Origin of the sequence: Tabrizicola sp. (genome assembly GCF_051645465.1) — a bacterium.
Lineage (GTDB): Bacteria > Pseudomonadota > Alphaproteobacteria > Rhodobacterales > Rhodobacteraceae > Tabrizicola.
The window spans coordinates 1-16,177 of sequence record NZ_JBOFBI010000205.1 but is presented as its reverse complement, the minus strand read 5'-3'; the positions used below and the strand labels follow the sequence as shown (position 1 = coordinate 16,177).

Below are 16,177 nucleotides of genomic sequence, written 5' to 3'. Positions count from 1 at the left end.
CCCCGTGCCGCAAGGTGCGGGGTTTTCGCGTTTGAAGCGGCCAGGTTTCAGCCGAAAGCCGGATCGCGCCAGACCTGCCGGCCCTTGAAGAGCGTCATCATTGCCCTGGTGTCCGACATCCGATCGGGCGCCACCGCAAAGATATCCTGGTCGAGAAGGATCAGGTCTGCCGAGAACCCCGGTCGCAGCATGCCCGTGTGGCTGCCCCGCCAACAGGCCCGCGCGGCATGGGCGGTATAGCCCAGCACGGCTTCTTCAACGGTCAGCGCCTGGCCTGGAAGGAACGGCTCACGCGGGTTCTCGTCCCGCCGGGCCTGCCGAGTGACTGCGGTTTCGATGATCTCGAACGGGTTCAGGGTCGACACCGGCCAGTCTGAGGACAGGCACCAGTCGGCCCCCGCATCCAGCATCTTGCGGAACGCATAGGTCTCGCCCAACCGCGCAGCACCAATCATGTCCAGTGCGATGTCCGGCACCACCGGATCGTAGCGCGCCCAGAGCGGCTGGATGTTCGCGGTCGCAAGCCCCGCGATACGCCGGTAGTCCAAGGGGTCAACCAGTTGCAGATGCGCCAGCTGATGCTGAGCGGGCCAATGGCCGTTGGCCGCAAGCGCGGCCTCCAGCCCTTCGATCGCCCGCCGCGCGGCCGCATCCCCTATGACATGGACATGGATCGCGAACCGTGCCGCTTCCAGCGCCTGGAAAAGCCCGGCTGTCGCCTCGGCCCCGAACATGCAGGGCGCGTTGCCTGCGGGAGGGTCGGCATAAGGCTGAAGACAGGCTGCCGTCCGGTTCTCGAACACCCCGTCCATGAAGAACTTGGCCGACTGGACGTGGAAATCCGGCCCCGGATGCGCCAACCGCATCGCCGAAAGCCGCGCGACCGCTGTCTCTGGCGTGTCCGCTGCCGTCACAAGCGCCGCCCCCGCAACGCGCAGTGTCAGCCGCCCCTCGGCCAGCCCACGCGCATAGATCCGCGCTTCCAGTTCGGTCACCCGCGGATCGAGCACCCCGGTTATTCCATGCTGATTGGCGTGGGCCTGCCCTGCCTCCAACCCGTCCAGATAATCGTCATCCGTCAGTTGCGGCAGCCGCGCAATGGCCCATGGAATCGCCTCTTCGTGCAGCATCCCCGTCGCGTGGCCCTGGCCATCCCGGACGATATGACCGTTCAGCGGATCGGGCGTGCCATCCCCGATCCCCGCCATCTCCAGCGCGCGGCTGTTCAGGCAAGCGTTGTGGAACGAGCTGTCGTAGATCACCGCCGGACGGTCCGCGACGACCCGGTCCAACAGCGCCGCTGTCAGGTTGTGATCGCCAAAGACGCCGGGCTGCCACCCTGAACCCTGGACCATCGACAGGGCAGGTCGCGCGGTCGCATGGGCCTGAAGCCGGGCCAGGAGCTCCGCCTCGCTCTCGACATCATAAAGCGACGCGGCCGTCGCCAAGTCCGTCCCGCCCGACAGAAGGTGGATGTGCGCGTCCTGGAACCCTGGCAGCACCAGTCGCCCAGCCGCATCGATCCGGTGATCGGCGGACGGAGGCTCCCCTGTTCCGAGCGCAAGAATGCGCCCGTCCGCGAAGATCAGCCACTCGGCATAGGGCCGGGCCGGGTCCATGGTCCTGATGCGCGCGTTGTGAAGCAGCGTCGTGTCGGACATGGCAGGCGCGATCCTTTCTTCCATGCGAGCAAAGGACCCACAGGTCCCAGTCGTCCCAAGGCTGCCGCGCCACTGACTGCACTGTCAATCGAAGATTATCCGTTGTCTTTCGGCGCGCGGTCGCTATCACATGCGCGACAGCAAGAGGCGGACCCGTGACCGACAGCCTGCAAAACTCCATCCCCCGCCCGCCCCGCACGATGAGCCGCGAGGCGCGTCGCATGCAGCTGATCGAGTCCACGATCGAGACGCTTGCCGCGCGCGGCTATTCCCGCACCACACTGACCGAGGTCGCGAAAGCTGCGGGCCTCTCGCACGGGCTTGTACTGTTCCACTTCGAGACCAAGGAAAAGCTTCTGGCCGAAACGCTGAACTACCTTGCGGAAGAATATCGGCAGAACTGGCTGTCAGCGCTTGCGAAGGTTGGCGACGACCCGGCCGATCAGTTAAACGCGCTGATTAACGCCGACTTCAATCCGGCTATCTGCACCCCTTCGCGCCTTGCCGCCTGGTGCAGCTTCTGGGGCGAAGCCCAGTCGCGCCCGCTTTATCAGGAAGCCTGCGGCGCCAAGGACGATGCCTACAACGTGACATTGGAGGCGATCTGCCAGCGTCTTTCGGACCAGGGCGGCTATGGGCGGAACGCTCAGCGCGTGGCTCGGGTGATCCGTGTCACGGTCGAAGGCGTCTGGCTGGATCTGATGACCATGGTCTCGCCTTATGCCCGCGACGAGGCGCTGGCCACCGTCCGGACTTGTGCAGCCTTGTGCTTCCCGGACCACTTCACGCCCGACGGCTTGAACCCCCATCGTCGCAGACCCGGCTGATCCCGCCGCGCTTGCGGCCGTGACATCCATCCGAATTGGGGCTTGGAACGTCCATTCCATGTGCTATGGTGCCTGCGCCAAGGCAAGAGGCTGCAATGCCCGAGGGAACGCCCCCGATCGAACTGCACGACGCCCCCCCGACGATTGAGGCGTTCCGCGACCGTCTTCACCGGCTGAGCGGCCAGCTGCCGCGTCGCCTGCAGCAATGCGCCGACTATGTCGCCACCCATTTCGACAGCATTGCACTCTCTACCGTCGCGCAAATGGCCGAAGGCGCCGGAGTGCCGCCGTCGGCAATGATGCGTTTCTGCCAGATCATGGGGTTTTCCGGCTATGCCGAGATGCAGCGCCTCTTCCGCGAGGCGTTGTCGAGGGGTGTGCCCGACTATGCCACGCGGCTCGCCAACCTGAAGGCGGGGGGTGCCGGGCAACCCGCGACGCTGGTGGCCGAGTTCGTCGAGGCAGGGCGTCAGTCGATGGAGGCACTGACGCGCGATCTTGATGAAACCGCTCTGAATCAAGCAGTTGACGCGCTTTCGCGGGCCCAGATGATTCATCTTGCGGGCTTCCGGCGGTCGTTCCCGGTCGCCTCCTATCTCGCGTATGTCTTCGACAAGCTGGGGGTTCCCGCCATCCTGCACGACGGTGTTGCGGGCCTTGGTCACCGCTCGACCTTGCGGGCGGGCGACGCACTTCTCGCCATCACCTTCGCACCCTACTCCGACGAGACGCTGGCGCTGGCCGCCCAGGCCCGCGAGACCGGCCTTGCGGTGGTCTTCCTGACGGATCCTCCCGCCACGCGGCTTGCCGGGGCGGATGACACCGTGTTGACGGTCAACGAGATAGATTTCGGTGCCTTCCGGTCGCTCTCGGCTGCCATTGCCCTGGCCCTTGCGCTGGCCGTCGCCGTTGCGGCCCGCCGCGAAACTTAGGGCTTCCTTGCCCGGCAGAAGCGGAATATTCGTTCCATTGCAATCAGCGACTCGACGTTGCCGCACTACGGAGCCTGGTCATGACCGCCCCCCGCGCCAAACCGCTTGATATCATTACCATCGGCCGCTCGTCGGTCGACCTTTACGGCGCGCAGGTCGGCGGGCGGCTGGAAGACATGGGGTCGTTCCAGAAATACATCGGCGGCTCGCCCACCAACATGGCGGCGGGGACCGCCCGGCTGGGCCTGCGCTCGGCGCTCATCACCCGCGTCGGCGATGAACACATGGGCCGGTTCATCCGTGAGGAGCTGCAGCGTGAGGGTGTCGACGTGCGGGGCGTGAAGACCGACCCGGAACGGCTGACCGCCCTCGTCCTTCTTGGCATCCGCGACGACAAGCATTTCCCGCTGATCTTCTACCGCGAGAACTGCGCCGACATGGCGCTTTGCGAGGATGACATCGACGAACGCTTCATCGCCGAGACCCGTGCCGTCGTGGCCACGGGCACGCATCTTTCCAACCCGCGGACAGAAGCGGCGGTGATGAAGGCCCTCACCCTCGCCCGCAAACACGGCGGGCGGACGGCTTTGGACATCGACTACCGCCCGAACCTTTGGGGGCTTTCGGGCCACGGCGACGGGGAAAATCGTTTCATCGAAAGCGCCAAGGTCACGGCGAAGCTGCAATCCACCCTGCACCTCTTCGACCTGATCGTCGGGACCGAGGAAGAGTTCCACATCGCCGGCGGCTCCACCGACACGATCGCCGCCCTCCGCGCCGTTCGGGCGGTGTCGAAAGCCACGCTCGTCTGCAAACGCGGCCCGATGGGTGCTGCGGCCTTCACCGGCACCATCCCCGACAGCCTGGACGACGGCCAAACCGGCCCCGGCTTTCCGATCGAGGTCTTCAACGTCCTTGGCGCGGGCGACGGGTTCATGTCCGGGCTTCTAAAGGGCTGGATGGACGACGAACCCTGGCCCTTGGCGCTGAAATACGCCAACGCCTGCGGCGCCTTTGCCGTCAGCCGCCATGGCTGCACCCCGGCCTATCCCTCGTGGGAGGAGCTGCAGTTCTTCCTCAACCGCGGCATCGTAACCCCTGCCCTCCGCCACGACCAGGCGCTGGAGCAGATCCACTGGTCCACCAACCGCCGCAAGACCTGGCCCGAGGTGCGCGCCTTCGCCTTCGACCATCGCAGCCAGCTGGAGGACATCCCCGGCGCCACGCCGGAAAAGATCAACCGGTTCAAGGAGCTGTGCCTGGATGCCACACTGGCTGTCTCAGGGGACGCGCCAGGCTATGGCATTCTCTGCGACAACCGTCTTGGCAAGACAGCGCTGCACCGGGCGGCAGGCCGGGGCCTCTGGATCGGGCGCCCGGTCGAATGGCCGGGATCGCGGCCCCTGACGCTGGAACCCGAGCTTGGGCCTGACTTCGGCGGGCTTTCCGAATGGCCGCTGGAGCATGTGGTCAAGGTCCTCTGCTTCTGCCACCCCGACGACGCGGCAGAGATGAGGGCCGAGCAGGAGGCCGTGATCACCCGCCTCTTCCACGCCTGCCGCCGCAATCGGCTGGAAATGCTGCTGGAAGTGATCCCCTCCAAAGTCGGCCCGGTTGACGATCAGACCACCGCCCGGCTGATCGACCGGTTCTATGACATCGGCATCTACCCCGACTGGTGGAAGCTGGAACCGATGCAGACCGCCGCCGCCTGGTCCGCCACGACCGCCGCGATCAGCGCCCGCGATCCCTGGTGCCAGGGGATCGTCGTCCTTGGCCTCGGCCAGTCCGAAGCCGAGCTTGCCAGCGCCTTCCGCCTCGCCGCGACCCAGCCGCTGGTCAAGGGCTTCGCCGTTGGCCGCACGATCCACGCGGGGGCAGGTCGTGACTGGATGGCCGGAAAGATCGACGATGCAACTGCCGTGGCCGATATGGCCGCCAATTTCCGCCGCCTCTGCGCCCTCTGGGACGAGGCGCGCGCAGCCATGGGAGATGCCGCATGACAACGGTCCGCCTTACCGCCGCCCAGGCGATGGTCCGCTGGCTATCGATGCAAAAGGCCGAAGATGGCAGCCGTTTCATCGAAGGGGTGTGGGCGATCTTCGGGCATGGCAACGTGGCGGGTCTGGGTGAGGCGCTGCACGCCCACCGCGATGCGATCCCCACCTGGCGCGGGCACAACGAACAGACCATGGCACATGCCGCGATCGCCTATGCCAAAGCCAAGGGGCGCAGGAATGCCATGGCTGTCACCTCATCCATCGGGCCCGGCGCCACCAACATGGTCACCGCCGCGGCTTTGGCCCATGTGAACCGCCTGCCGGTGCTCTTCATCCCCGGCGATGTCTTCGCCAGCCGCGCGCCCGACCCGGTGCTCCAGCAGATCGAGGATTTCGACGACGCGACTGTCAGCGCCAACGACTGCTTCCGCCCGGTTGTCCGCTACTTCGACCGCATCAGCCGCCCCGAGCATATCCTGACCGCCCTCCCCCGCGCGCTTCGCGTGATGACCGACCCGGCGAATTGCGGCCCCGTCTGCCTCGCCTTCTGTCAGGACACGCAGACCGAAGCCCACGACTATCCGGTGGAGTTCTTCGAGCCCCGCATCTGGCACATCCGCCGCCCCGCACCCGACCAGCGTGAACTTGAGGCCGCCGTGGCCGCAATCCGCGCTGCCAAGCGTCCGCTGATCGTCGCGGGGGGTGGGGCGCTTTACTCCGGCGCAGAGCAGACCCTTCTGAACTTCGCAAAGACCCACAACATCCCGCTCGTCGAAACCCAGGCCGGAAAGGGCGCGGTGGATTGGGAGGAGAAGCTCCACTTCGGCTCGCCCGGCGTTACGGGCACCGGTTGCGGCAATGAACTTGCAGCGAGGGCCGACCTGGTGATCGGCGTCGGCACACGGTTCCAGGACTTCACCACCGGCAGCTGGACCGTCTTTTCCGCCCCCGGCCGCAAGCTCCTCTCGATCAACATCCACGGCTACGATGCCCATAAGCGGGCCGCGCAACCGCTTGTTTCAGATGCCAAAGTCGCGCTGGAACGGATCAGTGCGGCGCTTGGCAAACACCGGTTCCCCGACCCCGACTTCAAGACCCGCGACGCGTGGTTCCAGACCACAGACACCCTCTTCGCCGCCCCTAAGGGCAACGAACTCCCCACCGACGCGCAGGTGATCGGGGCGGTCCAGCGGAATGCTACGAAGCAAAGCCTGATCATGTGCGCCGCGGGCACCATGCCTGGCGCGCTCCATGTGCTCTGGCGCGCCTCGCAAGGTGGCTACCACATTGAGTACGGTTTCTCCTGCATGGGCTATGAGATCGCCGGGGCCATGGGGATCAAGATGGCCCTGCCCGAGCGTGATGTGATCTGCATGGTCGGCGATGGGTCCTATATGATGGCCAACAGCGAACTGGCCACCGCCGTGATGATGGGCGTGCCCTTCACCGTGGTCCTGACCGACAACCGGGGCTATGGCTGCATCAACCGGCTGCAGGCAGCCACCGGCGGCGCACCGTTCAACAACCTTCTGGACGACAGCTACCACGTCAATGCTGCCCACATCGACTTTGTCGCCCATACCCGAAGCATGGGGGCGAACGTGGTGAAAGCCGCCGGGATTGCCGAGCTGGAAGCCGCCATGCAGGCCGCGAAGACGGCGACGATCCCCACCGTGATCGTCATCGACACCGACCCGATGCCCGGCACAGGTGCGGGCGGGCATTGGTGGGAGGTGGCCGTGCCCGAGGTCTCGGACCGCGTGGAAGTGAACGAGGCCCGCAAGGCCTATGAGGAAGCGACCAAGGCCCAGTGGCTGGTCAACTGAGAGACGAAGATGATCCAATTCGGCACGAACCCCATCGCCTGGGCCAATGACGACGACCGCACCATCGGCGCGGATATCCCGACCGAGCGAATCCTCGACGAAGCCGGTCGCCAGATCGGCTTTGACGGTATCGAGGGCGGCCACCGCTGGCCGGACGAACCCGAGGCTCTGCGCGCGCTTCTGGCTGAGTACGGGCTGAAGTTCATCTCCGGCTGGTATTCGACCGAGCTTCTGGTCCGGTCGGTCGAGGACGAGATCAAGGCGGCAGAGGCCCATATCGCCAAGCTTCGCCACAATGGCTGCAAGGTCATGATCGTGTGCGAGACGTCGAACGCGATCCACGGCAACCCGACCAAGCCGGTGAACGACCGCCCCCGCCTCTCGGCCCCCGAGATGCAGGCGTTTGGTGCGAAGCTCGAAGCCTTTGCGGCCCACCTGAGCAACCAGGGCCTGATCCTCGTCTACCACCACCACATGGGAACGGTCGTCGAGTCCCCCGAGGACATCGACGCCTTCATGGCCGCGACCGGCCCGCAGACCCACCTCCTCTTCGACGCGGGCCACTGCGCTTTTGGTGGCGGTGATCCCGTGGCGGTGCTTGCCAGACACATAGGTCGCGTCCGCCATTTCCATGCCAAGAACATCCGTCCCGCCGTCATCGAGCGGGTCCGGAAAGAACGTCTGAGCTTCCTGCAGGGCGTCGTTGCCGGGGCTTTCACGGTGCCGGGCGACCAGGACGGCGGGATCGACTTCGGGCCTTTGCTGAATATCCTCGCAGGTGCAAAGTACGACGGCTGGATCGTGATCGAGGCCGAGCAGGACCCGAAGGTTCGCAATCCGCTGCTCTACCAGACCCTTGGGCTGGCTACTCTGAAGCGGTTGTCGAAGGAAGCCGGCCTTATCTGAGCGGGAGGAACCGGGGGCCCGCCCCCGGACCCCCGGGATATTTGGAGAAGAGAAAGACCATGGCCGATCTTTTGCGGAAACCCACCAGCGCTCGGGGTAAGGTTCATGCGATCACGCCTGAGAGTGCGGGTTGGGGGTATGTGGGCTTCTCGCTCTACCGGCTGGAGCCGGGGGATGTGGCCGAGGAGGTGACGGGGGGCCGCGAGGTAATCCTGGTGCTGGTGGAGGGCAAGGCGAAGATCGCGGCTGCCGGGCAGGACTGGGGCGAGATGGGCGCGCGGATGGATGTGTTCGAGAAGACGCCGCCGCATTGCCTTTATGTCCCGAACGGGCAGGATTGGCGGGCGGTGGCGACGACGGGTTGCACGCTGGCGGTCTGCTCGGCGCCGGGCAAGGGTGGCCACAAGGCTCGGCGGCTGGGGCCGGAGGGGATCGAGCTTACTCCTCGGGGGAAGGGGACCAACACCCGCTACATCAACAACATCGCGATGGAGGGGCGGGAGGTGGCGGACTCGCTGCTGGTCACGGAGGTCTTTACTCCGGCGGGGCACTGGTCGAGCTATCCCAGCCACCGGCATGATGAGGATGACTTCCCCCGCATGACCTATCTGGAGGAGACCTACTATCACCGGCTGAACCCCGGCCAGGGCTTCGGCATCCAGCGGGTCTATACCGAGGATGGGTCGCTGGACGAGACCATGGCGGTGAAGTCCCACGATGTCGTCCTCGTCCCGAAGGGGCACCATCCGTGCGGGGCGCCTTATGGGTATGAGATGTATTATCTGAACGTGATGGCGGGGCCCTTGCGGAAGTGGCGGTTCCAGAATGATCCGGACCACGACTGGATCGCCAAGCGAGATGCCTGAGGGGTTTGGGCACGGTGCCCAGCTTTTTCGGCTATTTCTTTTCAATGGGTTGCCGGTTGGCGTTCATAGTTCGTCAAGACTTGCGCATGGCCGAAACCTGACTTGAGGGGCTACCCAAGGCGCCCTACGCTGACCGGCATCAATAGCTCTGAGGTGTCATTTCCATGCGTCTTCTAGTCGTCTCGCTTTCCCTGGCGGCCGCGCTGGCCCAGGTGGCCCAGGCTGACCAGATGCCCATCCTCCAGCGCGGGGATGTGATCTTCCAGAACTCGTTGTCGCCGCAATCGCTGGCGATCAGCCTGGCGACGCAAAGCGAATACACCCATGTGGGTATCGTCGACTTCGACGAAGCCGGAGAGGTCGTCGTGCTTGAAGCCGTCGGCCCTACCCTCGCTACACCCTTCGAGGAATGGGTGACCCATGGCGCCGATGGGGATATCGCGATTTATCGCTTTGATGGCCTGACCGAAGATCAGGCGCTGGCCGTTACAACCGCGGCCCGCGAGCATTTCGGCAAGCGATACGACCCGTTTTTCTACGCATCCGAAGATGAGCTTTACTGCAGCGAACTGGTCTTCATCGCCTTTCGCGACGGGATGGGGGTGGAACTCGGCCAGATGCAGAAGCTGAGCGAATTGAACCTTGGCAGCACCGCCGCGCAGGCCCTGATCGGCGAGCGGTGGGACAGGCACCCCTTGTGCAAGGATGGCCAGGCCGGGGATGCGGAGGCCTGCCTTGCCCTGATCCAGGATGGCCCGCTGATCACGCCGCAAGCCCAGGCCGAAGATGAGCGGCTGACGCTGATCTATTCGACCTTTGGTCGTTAACGTACTGGAGCGGAAGCCACGCCAAAGACGGGCATTCCGCTCTGCTGACCTTGGGGGCTTTGCCGCTTAGAACAGTTTCGGCAGCGTGTCGGTCGCCGTGTTGTTGGTGAAGGCGTGGTAGGTGACGGTCAGGACGCCATCCTTCAGATCGAACACATGCGACGGCTCTTCTGCGCTGACGCCGCCTACGCGCGGGATCAGGACGATGCTTTTCAGCTTCTTCGCGAGGTTGGATTTGAAGAGCTCGTCCTGGCATGCGTCCGCGACGCCAAGAAGGTGGGATTCCACCTGCCCGCCTGCCAGGCTGTAGATGTTGTCCATCGTGCGACCGTCTTTTTGATCGTCCGGCAGGGCCTTGATCGCGTCATATCCGGTCCAGGTGATTGCGGCGGTCACGGCGGTTCCGCAGCTTTCGTTGAGCTTGTCGACTGCGGCCTTGAGAACCTCTTCCGACGCCAGAACCGCTTTCTGCTCAAGGGTGTTTTCACCGTATGGCTGCCCAGCGCTTTCGTTGGTTGGCTGTTGCAACTGGGTTTGATCAGTTGACTGCTGCATACTCGCGTCACCGGTGGTCTGCGCATTTGCAGCCAAGGGTGAAAGTGCTACGGCAAGTACCAGTGCGCGACGAAGGATCAAGATGAATCTCCTGGTTTGTGAATTCATTGGCGGGCCGCTTCGTGGCGCCCTTGCATCAGGCTGACATTCGCACCCCCCGGCTGTCAAACCCCGGACAGGTCGGGTAATCCGCCGAAGTTAACGGCATTTGTCAGTTGCGGGACTGTCGGGCACCGGGCCAGGGATCAGTAGCCGTAGCCAGCAATGACCATGAACAGCACGAAGGCGACGAAGATGGCAGCCCCAGCCGCAATACCGGCGTTTCGCCCCTTCTGACGGCCGACATATACCCCGCCTACAAGCGTCCCTATGCCTCCAACCACGTAAGGCAAATCTTCCATATTACCACCTCGTTTCATGCGGCATCCCGTGGCGGGCATAGAAGCCATGCCCGTGACGGCGCGCAAGGTCGGAATGCTGCTTGGTACGGAATTCGCGCCGTTTTCTGTGGCGCGCGGGGTCTTTAGCCGGCGGAAGCGTAGGACGATCAGCCGGGGCAAAGGGCTCACTCTCCGACGACTTGGGGGACGAGCGTGCCAATAAGCGTTTCGGCGGTGGAGCGTGCCACTGCCGGATCGTCCGACATGATGCGCAGGGTCAGAAGATCGCCGTCGCGCAAGATGACGACGGTATGGGCTGACCGGCTACCAAGGGCATAGGTGGTCATCCAGCCCACCGCGGGGGCGACCTCAAGCCCTTCCAACCGGCACGCAGGATCGCGCGCCTGGCAAAGCTCTTCGAGCTTGGCGAAGGTCGTCTCGCCGGTGCGCACGCGGTCTTCCGTGCCATCGTCCTGGCGGCCGAGCTGCGCGTCGACAACGGGAGCGCCGGGGCAGTCCGGGCACATGAGGGTCAGGCGTGCGGGCTCGGCCCGGCCGATGTAAGAGCCGCCGCCGACGAGCGTCCCGTCCGTCGGCAGGCCGGAGAGATCGGTCAGGGCGAAGCCTTCGGCATGGGCCGGACCCGCCAAGAGCGCTAGAATTGCAAGGATAGGTTTCATGTATCTTGCTCCTATTCAGGCATGTGTTTGCTGAGCTGAGGCAGGACAGTGACGCCCAACCACTCCATCAGACAGGCGCACCTTAGACCGTCTTTTGTGGCACGCGGGATTCCAGCCAGCGGAAGAGGAGCACGATCAGCCCGGCCAGCGCCATGTAGACGACGGCGAGGAGGAGGAGCGGTTCGTAGACCACGAACGTGTCCTGCCGGATGCGCGAGGAGACGGCGTAGATGTCGATGACGGTGATCGTCGCGACAAGGGGGGTGGCCTTCAGGGTCAGGACCGTCTCACCCCCAAGCGTCGGCAGCACGCGTTGCATGGCCTGGGGCAGCCAGATGCGGCGGAAGACGGTGAACCGGGGCATGCCCATGGCCTTTGCGGCCTCAAGCTGACCGTGTGGCACGCCCTTGAAGGCACCGCGCATCACCTCGCCCGAGTAGCCCGCGACCGAGAGGGTCAGGGCAAGAACCGCATAGGGCCAGGCCTGGCGCAGGATCGGCCAGAGGTCGGACTGCCGGATCCAGGGGATTGAAGGGAAAAGCGAGCCGAGGCCGTAGTAGAGGAGCCAGAGCTGGAGGAGGAGCGGCGTGCCGCGGATCAGCCCGCAGAAGGCAAGCGAGGGGGTGGCGAGCCACCAGGGGCCTGCGGCCTGTGCGAGGCCGAGGGGAATAGCGAGCAGCATGCCAAGGACCATGGTCACGACCAGAAGCCAGGTGGTGGTCCAGATGCCCTGCAGGATCAGGGTCTGGTACTTCGGATTTGCGAGCCAGGCCCAGTTCAGGCTGTTGACGCACCAAATCACGATAAGCGCCGCTATCACGGCCATGACGATGCGACGGGGGACCCAGAAACCCTGCATCAGCGTGTCCCCGGCCGGACTTGGCCCCGGCGCGCCCAGGCCTCGATCCGGCCGAAGATGAGCGTCGAGAGGATGGAGATGACGAGGTAAAGGAGGCCTGCAGCCATGAAGAAGGTGAAGAAGGCCTTGGTGGTGCTGGCGGCCTGCCTTGTGACGAGCGTGAGTTCAGCATAGCCCACGACGGCCAGAAGGGCGGTGTCCTTGGTGGCGATGAGCCAGAGGTTCGCAAGGCCGGGGATTGCGGCCGCAAGCATCTGCGGAAGGGTCACCCGCCAGGCCAGCTTCAGGGGCGGCATGCCCATGGCGCGGGCGGCCTCGATCTGGCCGGGGGGGACGGAGAGGATCGCGCCGCGCAGGATTTCGGTCGAATAGGCGCCTTGCACGACGCCAAGGACGGCGATTCCGGCGACGAAGCCTGAAATCTGGATACGCTCGAACTCCCAGGCGAGGAGGAGGTTGTTGAGCGACGAGGTGACGGCGAAATAGAGGATGAGGATCAGGACCAGCTCGGGCACGGCGCGGACGATGGTGGTGTAGATGCCGAGAAGATCGCGGGTTATGGGGCCGCCGTAGAGCTTGCCGTAGGCCCCGGCGATGCCGATCAGGAGGCCGAGGGCGAAGGCGCCGATCGCGATCAGGATGGACTTGCCGAGCGCGATGGCAAGTGTCGCCCCCCAGCCGGGAGGCGACCATGCCAGATAGTCAAGCGTCGAGACCAGAAGGCCCGCGCCGGTCATCGCATACACCGGATTGGGAGCGACGCGAAACAGTGGGCGCCGTCAGCCTCCCCTCCCCCTCGTGGGGAGGGGATGGGGGCGGGGGGCGACCGGCCGGAATGACGCGCGCTTGCTGCAGGCGGGAGCAGAGCCCCCCCACCCTCTCCCTCCCCCACAAGGGGGGAGGGAAGCGCGGAAGGCCCGGCCGGTCTTCCCCCGACCATCACGTCCTTATCCGCCGTAGATCGACGAGGCGAAGTAGTTCGCGGTGATCTTGTCGTAGGTGCCGTCGGCAATGACCTTGGCAATCGCGGCATTGAGCTTCTCGCGAAGCTCATCCTCGCCCTTGCGGACCCCGGCACCGACGCCAAGGCCAAGGATCGCCGGATCGTCCGCCACGGCCCCTTTGAGGTCACAGCAAGCCGCCCCGGCCTCGGACGCAAGGAACGCATCCATCGCGATGCTGTCGGCCTGGATCGCGTCGATCCGCCCGGCGGCGAGATCCGAGTTGGCTTCGTCCTGGGTCTGGTAGATCTTGATCTCGGCCGCGGTGGGCGCGAAGTATTTCTCGACATAGGCCGCGTGAATGGTCGAGGCCTGAACGCCGATGATCTTGCCAGCGAGCCCTTCGGCAGTGGGGGCCATGTCTATGCCCTTGGTGCCGATGATGACCGTCGGGGTGTTGTAGTACTTGTCCGAGAAATCAATCGTCAGCATGCGCTCCTCGGTGATCGACATCGAGGCCATGATCACGTCGATCTGGCCCGAGGTCAGCGAGGGGATGATGCCGTCCCAGGCGACCGGAGTGATCACGCACTGCATCTCGCCCGCGGCACAGACGGCGTTGATGAAGTCGATCTCCCAGCCGACCCAGTTGCCTGATGCGTCGGGTGAGGCGAAGGGCGGATAGGCCTCGGCGGCGATGCCGATCTTGACTTCTTGCGCAGCGACCGGGCTGGCCAGAAGCAGTGCGGCGGCGATGAGGGATTTGACTTTCATGGTAGTCTCCTTGTTGGTTTTTTGTTTTCTGGCAGCGTATTACGCGACCGACTTGAGAAACTGCTTTAGCCGTTCGGACTTTGGCGCGCCGAAGAGCTGGTCGGGCGGGCCTTGTTCTTCGATCAGGCCGTTGTGCAGGTAGATGACGTGGCTTGCGACCTCGCGGGCGAATTTCATCTCGTGGGTTACGAGGATCATCGTGCGGCCTTCGTCGGCAAGGCCCCGGATGACCTGCAGCACTTCGCCCACAAGCTCGGGGTCAAGCGCCGAGGTCGGCTCGTCGAAGAGCATGGCCTTCGGTTCCATGCACAAGGCGCGGGCGATGGCCGCGCGCTGCTGCTGGCCGCCGGACATGAAGGCGGGATAGGCGCCCTCCTTCTCGGCCAGGCCCACGCGGGCGAGAAGCTTCCGGGCGCGCTCGACTGCCACATCCTTCGGGCATTTCAGCACATGGACGGGCACTTCGATCAGGTTCTCCAGCACCGTGCGGTGGGTCCAGAGGTTGAAGCTTTGAAACACCATCCCCAGGCTCTGGCGCAAACGCTCGATCTGCTGGCGGTTCGCAGGCGCCCCATCGCGGCGCATGTTGACCGCCTCACCGGCGATCGTGATCCCGCCGGACGATGGTGTTTCAAGGAAGTTGATGCAGCGCAGCATCGTGGACTTGCCCGAACCGGAGCCGCCGATGATCGCCACCACATCGCCTTCGCACGCGGTCAGCGACACACCCTTCAGGACATGATGCGTGCCAAAGCTCTTGTGCAGGTTGTCGACCCGGATCGCCTCGGGCCGCGCGTTTGTGTGGTCCGACATATTTCCCCCAGTTGCTGTCATCTGACTGTGACTTTCGCCCGTGCGCAAGTCTTTCCTTCGTGAAGACCCTTGGGCTTCGGCGCTTGAAGGGGGGGCAAGGCTCGTCTAATCAGGGGCAAGCGAATGGGGCCCCGAATGCGCATCCTGATCACCAACGACGATGGCATCAACGCGCCGGGGCTTGAGGTTCTGACCGAAATCGCGACCGAAATCGCCGGGCCGAAGGGCGAGGTCTGGACCGTCGCGCCCGCTTTCGAGCAGTCGGGGGTTGGGCACTGCATCAGCTACACCCACCCGATGATGATTGCAGAACTTGGGCCCCGCCGCTTTGCCGCCGAAGGAAGCCCTGCAGATTGCGTGCTCGCGGCGATCTACGACGTCCTGGATGGCGCAAAGCCCGATCTGGTGCTGTCGGGCGTGAACCGGGGGAACAATGCCGCCGAGAACGTGCTTTACTCCGGCACCATAGGCGGGGCGATGGAGGCGGCGTTGCAGGGCGTTCCGGCAATTGCGCTGTCGCAATTCTTCGGCCCGGAAAATGTGCGCCTTGCTGATCCTTTCGACTCTGCGCGAAAGCACGGGGCGGCGTTGGTCAAGGCGCTCCTGGACAAGGGCCTCTGGACGCAAGACGACTACCGCGTGTTCTACAATGTCAACTTCCCGCCCCTGCCTGCCGCGACCACCCGCGGGATGAAGGTCGCAGCCCAGGGTTTCCGCCGCGACACCGCGTTCAGCGTCGAGCCGCATCAGTCGCCCTCGGGCCGCAAGTTCCTGTGGATCAAAGGCGGACATCAGCACACGCCGACGCTGCCCGGCTCGGACGCGGCCGTGAACCTGGAGGGCTTCATCTCGATCACCCCCATGCGCGCGGATCTTACCGCGCATGACCTGATCGCCGATCTTGAGGACAGGCTCGCATGACCAGGGGTCCGGAGGATCAGCTGACCTCCGAAGAACTTGCCGAACGCAAGATGCGCTTTCTCTTTTCGCTCCGCTCGCGCGGCGTGACTGACAGCCGCGTTCTGACCGCGATGGAGCGGATCGACCGCGGCCATTTCGTGCGCGGCATCTTCGCCGACCGCGCCTATGAGGACATGCCGCTGCCCATTGCCTGCGGCCAGACGATCAGCCAGCCGTCGGTCGTGGGCCTGATGACCCAGGCGCTGGCAGTGAACCCGCGCGACACGGTCCTGGAGGTGGGCACCGGCTCGGGCTACCAGGCGGCCGTCCTGTCCGAGCTTGCGCGGAGGGTCTATACGGTCGACCGCTACCGCCGCCTCGTGCGGGAAGCGGCGGAACTGTTCCGCAAGCTCGATATCCCGAACATCAC

The 16,177-nt window shown here is 64.8% G+C and carries 17 protein-coding genes; 9 read left to right on the top strand and 8 right to left on the bottom strand.

Going from position 1 to position 16,177, the window contains the following annotated elements:
- Positions 1-47: 47 nt before the first annotated feature.
- Positions 48-1,661, bottom strand: a complete 1,614-nt coding sequence (locus tag ACRCSW_RS13170; RefSeq protein ID WP_438705744.1) for an amidohydrolase — start codon at positions 1,659-1,661, stop codon at positions 48-50.
- A 155-nt stretch (positions 1,662-1,816) separates the two neighbouring features.
- Between ACRCSW_RS13170 and ACRCSW_RS13165 the strand changes: the two genes are divergently transcribed.
- The 7 genes from ACRCSW_RS13165 (at position 1,817) to ACRCSW_RS13135 (ending at position 9,845) form a co-directional block, all read left to right on the top strand.
- On the top strand, positions 1,817-2,488 hold the full coding sequence (locus ACRCSW_RS13165; RefSeq protein WP_438705742.1) for a TetR family transcriptional regulator C-terminal domain-containing protein: 672 nt from the start codon (positions 1,817-1,819) through the stop codon (positions 2,486-2,488).
- A gap of 95 nt (positions 2,489-2,583) precedes the next feature.
- Positions 2,584-3,420: a MurR/RpiR family transcriptional regulator gene (locus ACRCSW_RS13160; RefSeq protein WP_438705741.1), complete on the top strand. Its 837-nt coding sequence runs from the start codon at positions 2,584-2,586 to the stop codon at positions 3,418-3,420.
- Between the two features lie 80 nt (positions 3,421-3,500).
- The gene (locus ACRCSW_RS13155) at positions 3,501-5,423 is read left to right on the top strand and encodes a bifunctional 5-dehydro-2-deoxygluconokinase/5-dehydro-2-deoxyphosphogluconate aldolase (protein WP_438705739.1); all 1,923 of its coding nucleotides are present in this window, start codon (positions 3,501-3,503) and stop codon (positions 5,421-5,423) included.
- A complete protein-coding gene (gene iolD, locus ACRCSW_RS13150; RefSeq protein ID WP_438705738.1) occupies positions 5,420-7,246 on the top strand; it encodes a 3D-(3,5/4)-trihydroxycyclohexane-1,2-dione acylhydrolase (decyclizing) in 1,827 nt (608 codons plus the stop codon). The genes ACRCSW_RS13155 and iolD overlap by 4 nt, the downstream gene beginning before the upstream one ends.
- Before the next feature lie 9 nt (positions 7,247-7,255).
- Complete coding sequence (iolE, locus tag ACRCSW_RS13145; protein WP_438705736.1) at positions 7,256-8,152, top strand: myo-inosose-2 dehydratase; 897 nt, start codon at positions 7,256-7,258, stop codon at positions 8,150-8,152.
- 59 nt (positions 8,153-8,211) lie between these two features.
- On the top strand, positions 8,212-9,018 hold the full coding sequence (gene iolB / locus ACRCSW_RS13140; RefSeq protein WP_438705734.1) for a 5-deoxy-glucuronate isomerase: 807 nt from the start codon (positions 8,212-8,214) through the stop codon (positions 9,016-9,018).
- Positions 9,019-9,182: 164 nt separating this feature from the next.
- Positions 9,183-9,845, top strand: a complete 663-nt coding sequence (locus tag ACRCSW_RS13135; protein WP_438705732.1) for a YiiX/YebB-like N1pC/P60 family cysteine hydrolase — start codon at positions 9,183-9,185, stop codon at positions 9,843-9,845.
- 66 nt (positions 9,846-9,911) lie between these two features.
- Here the strand turns inward: ACRCSW_RS13135 and ACRCSW_RS13130 are convergent, their stop codons facing one another.
- From ACRCSW_RS13130 to ACRCSW_RS13100, 7 genes are all read right to left on the bottom strand, one after another.
- Complete coding sequence (locus tag ACRCSW_RS13130) at positions 9,912-10,481, bottom strand: hypothetical protein (RefSeq protein ID WP_438705731.1); 570 nt, start codon at positions 10,479-10,481, stop codon at positions 9,912-9,914.
- Between the two features lie 164 nt (positions 10,482-10,645).
- Entirely contained in the window at positions 10,646-10,960 is a 315-nt protein-coding gene (locus ACRCSW_RS13125) for a hypothetical protein (RefSeq protein ID WP_438705729.1), read from the bottom strand.
- A gap of 5 nt (positions 10,961-10,965) precedes the next feature.
- The gene (locus ACRCSW_RS13120; protein ID WP_438705727.1) at positions 10,966-11,460 is read right to left on the bottom strand and encodes a hypothetical protein; all 495 of its coding nucleotides are present in this window, start codon (positions 11,458-11,460) and stop codon (positions 10,966-10,968) included.
- A gap of 82 nt (positions 11,461-11,542) precedes the next feature.
- Positions 11,543-12,319, bottom strand: a complete 777-nt coding sequence (locus ACRCSW_RS13115) for an ABC transporter permease (protein ID WP_438705725.1) — start codon at positions 12,317-12,319, stop codon at positions 11,543-11,545.
- Positions 12,319-13,056 (bottom strand): ABC transporter permease, encoded by a 738-nt coding sequence (locus tag ACRCSW_RS13110; RefSeq protein WP_438705724.1) that lies wholly within the window; start codon positions 13,054-13,056, stop codon positions 12,319-12,321. The genes ACRCSW_RS13115 and ACRCSW_RS13110 overlap by 1 nt, the downstream gene beginning before the upstream one ends.
- Positions 13,057-13,266: 210 nt before the next feature.
- Entirely contained in the window at positions 13,267-14,034 is a 768-nt protein-coding gene (locus tag ACRCSW_RS13105; RefSeq protein WP_438705723.1) for a transporter substrate-binding domain-containing protein, read from the bottom strand.
- A gap of 39 nt (positions 14,035-14,073) precedes the next feature.
- Positions 14,074-14,847 carry an ABC transporter ATP-binding protein gene (locus tag ACRCSW_RS13100; protein ID WP_438705721.1) on the bottom strand — a complete coding sequence of 258 codons (774 nt, stop codon included), beginning with the start codon at positions 14,845-14,847 and terminating at the stop codon, positions 14,074-14,076.
- Positions 14,848-14,982: 135 nt separating this feature from the next.
- Between ACRCSW_RS13100 and surE the strand changes: the two genes are divergently transcribed.
- Together surE and ACRCSW_RS13090 are read left to right on the top strand one after the other, a co-directional pair.
- Positions 14,983-15,768, top strand: coding sequence for a 5'/3'-nucleotidase SurE (gene surE / locus ACRCSW_RS13095; protein ID WP_438705720.1), 786 nt, complete (start codon positions 14,983-14,985; stop codon positions 15,766-15,768).
- Positions 15,765-16,177: protein-L-isoaspartate O-methyltransferase family protein (locus ACRCSW_RS13090; protein ID WP_438705718.1), on the top strand; the 413-nt coding region annotated here is incomplete at its 3' end. The genes surE and ACRCSW_RS13090, both read left to right, overlap by 4 nt.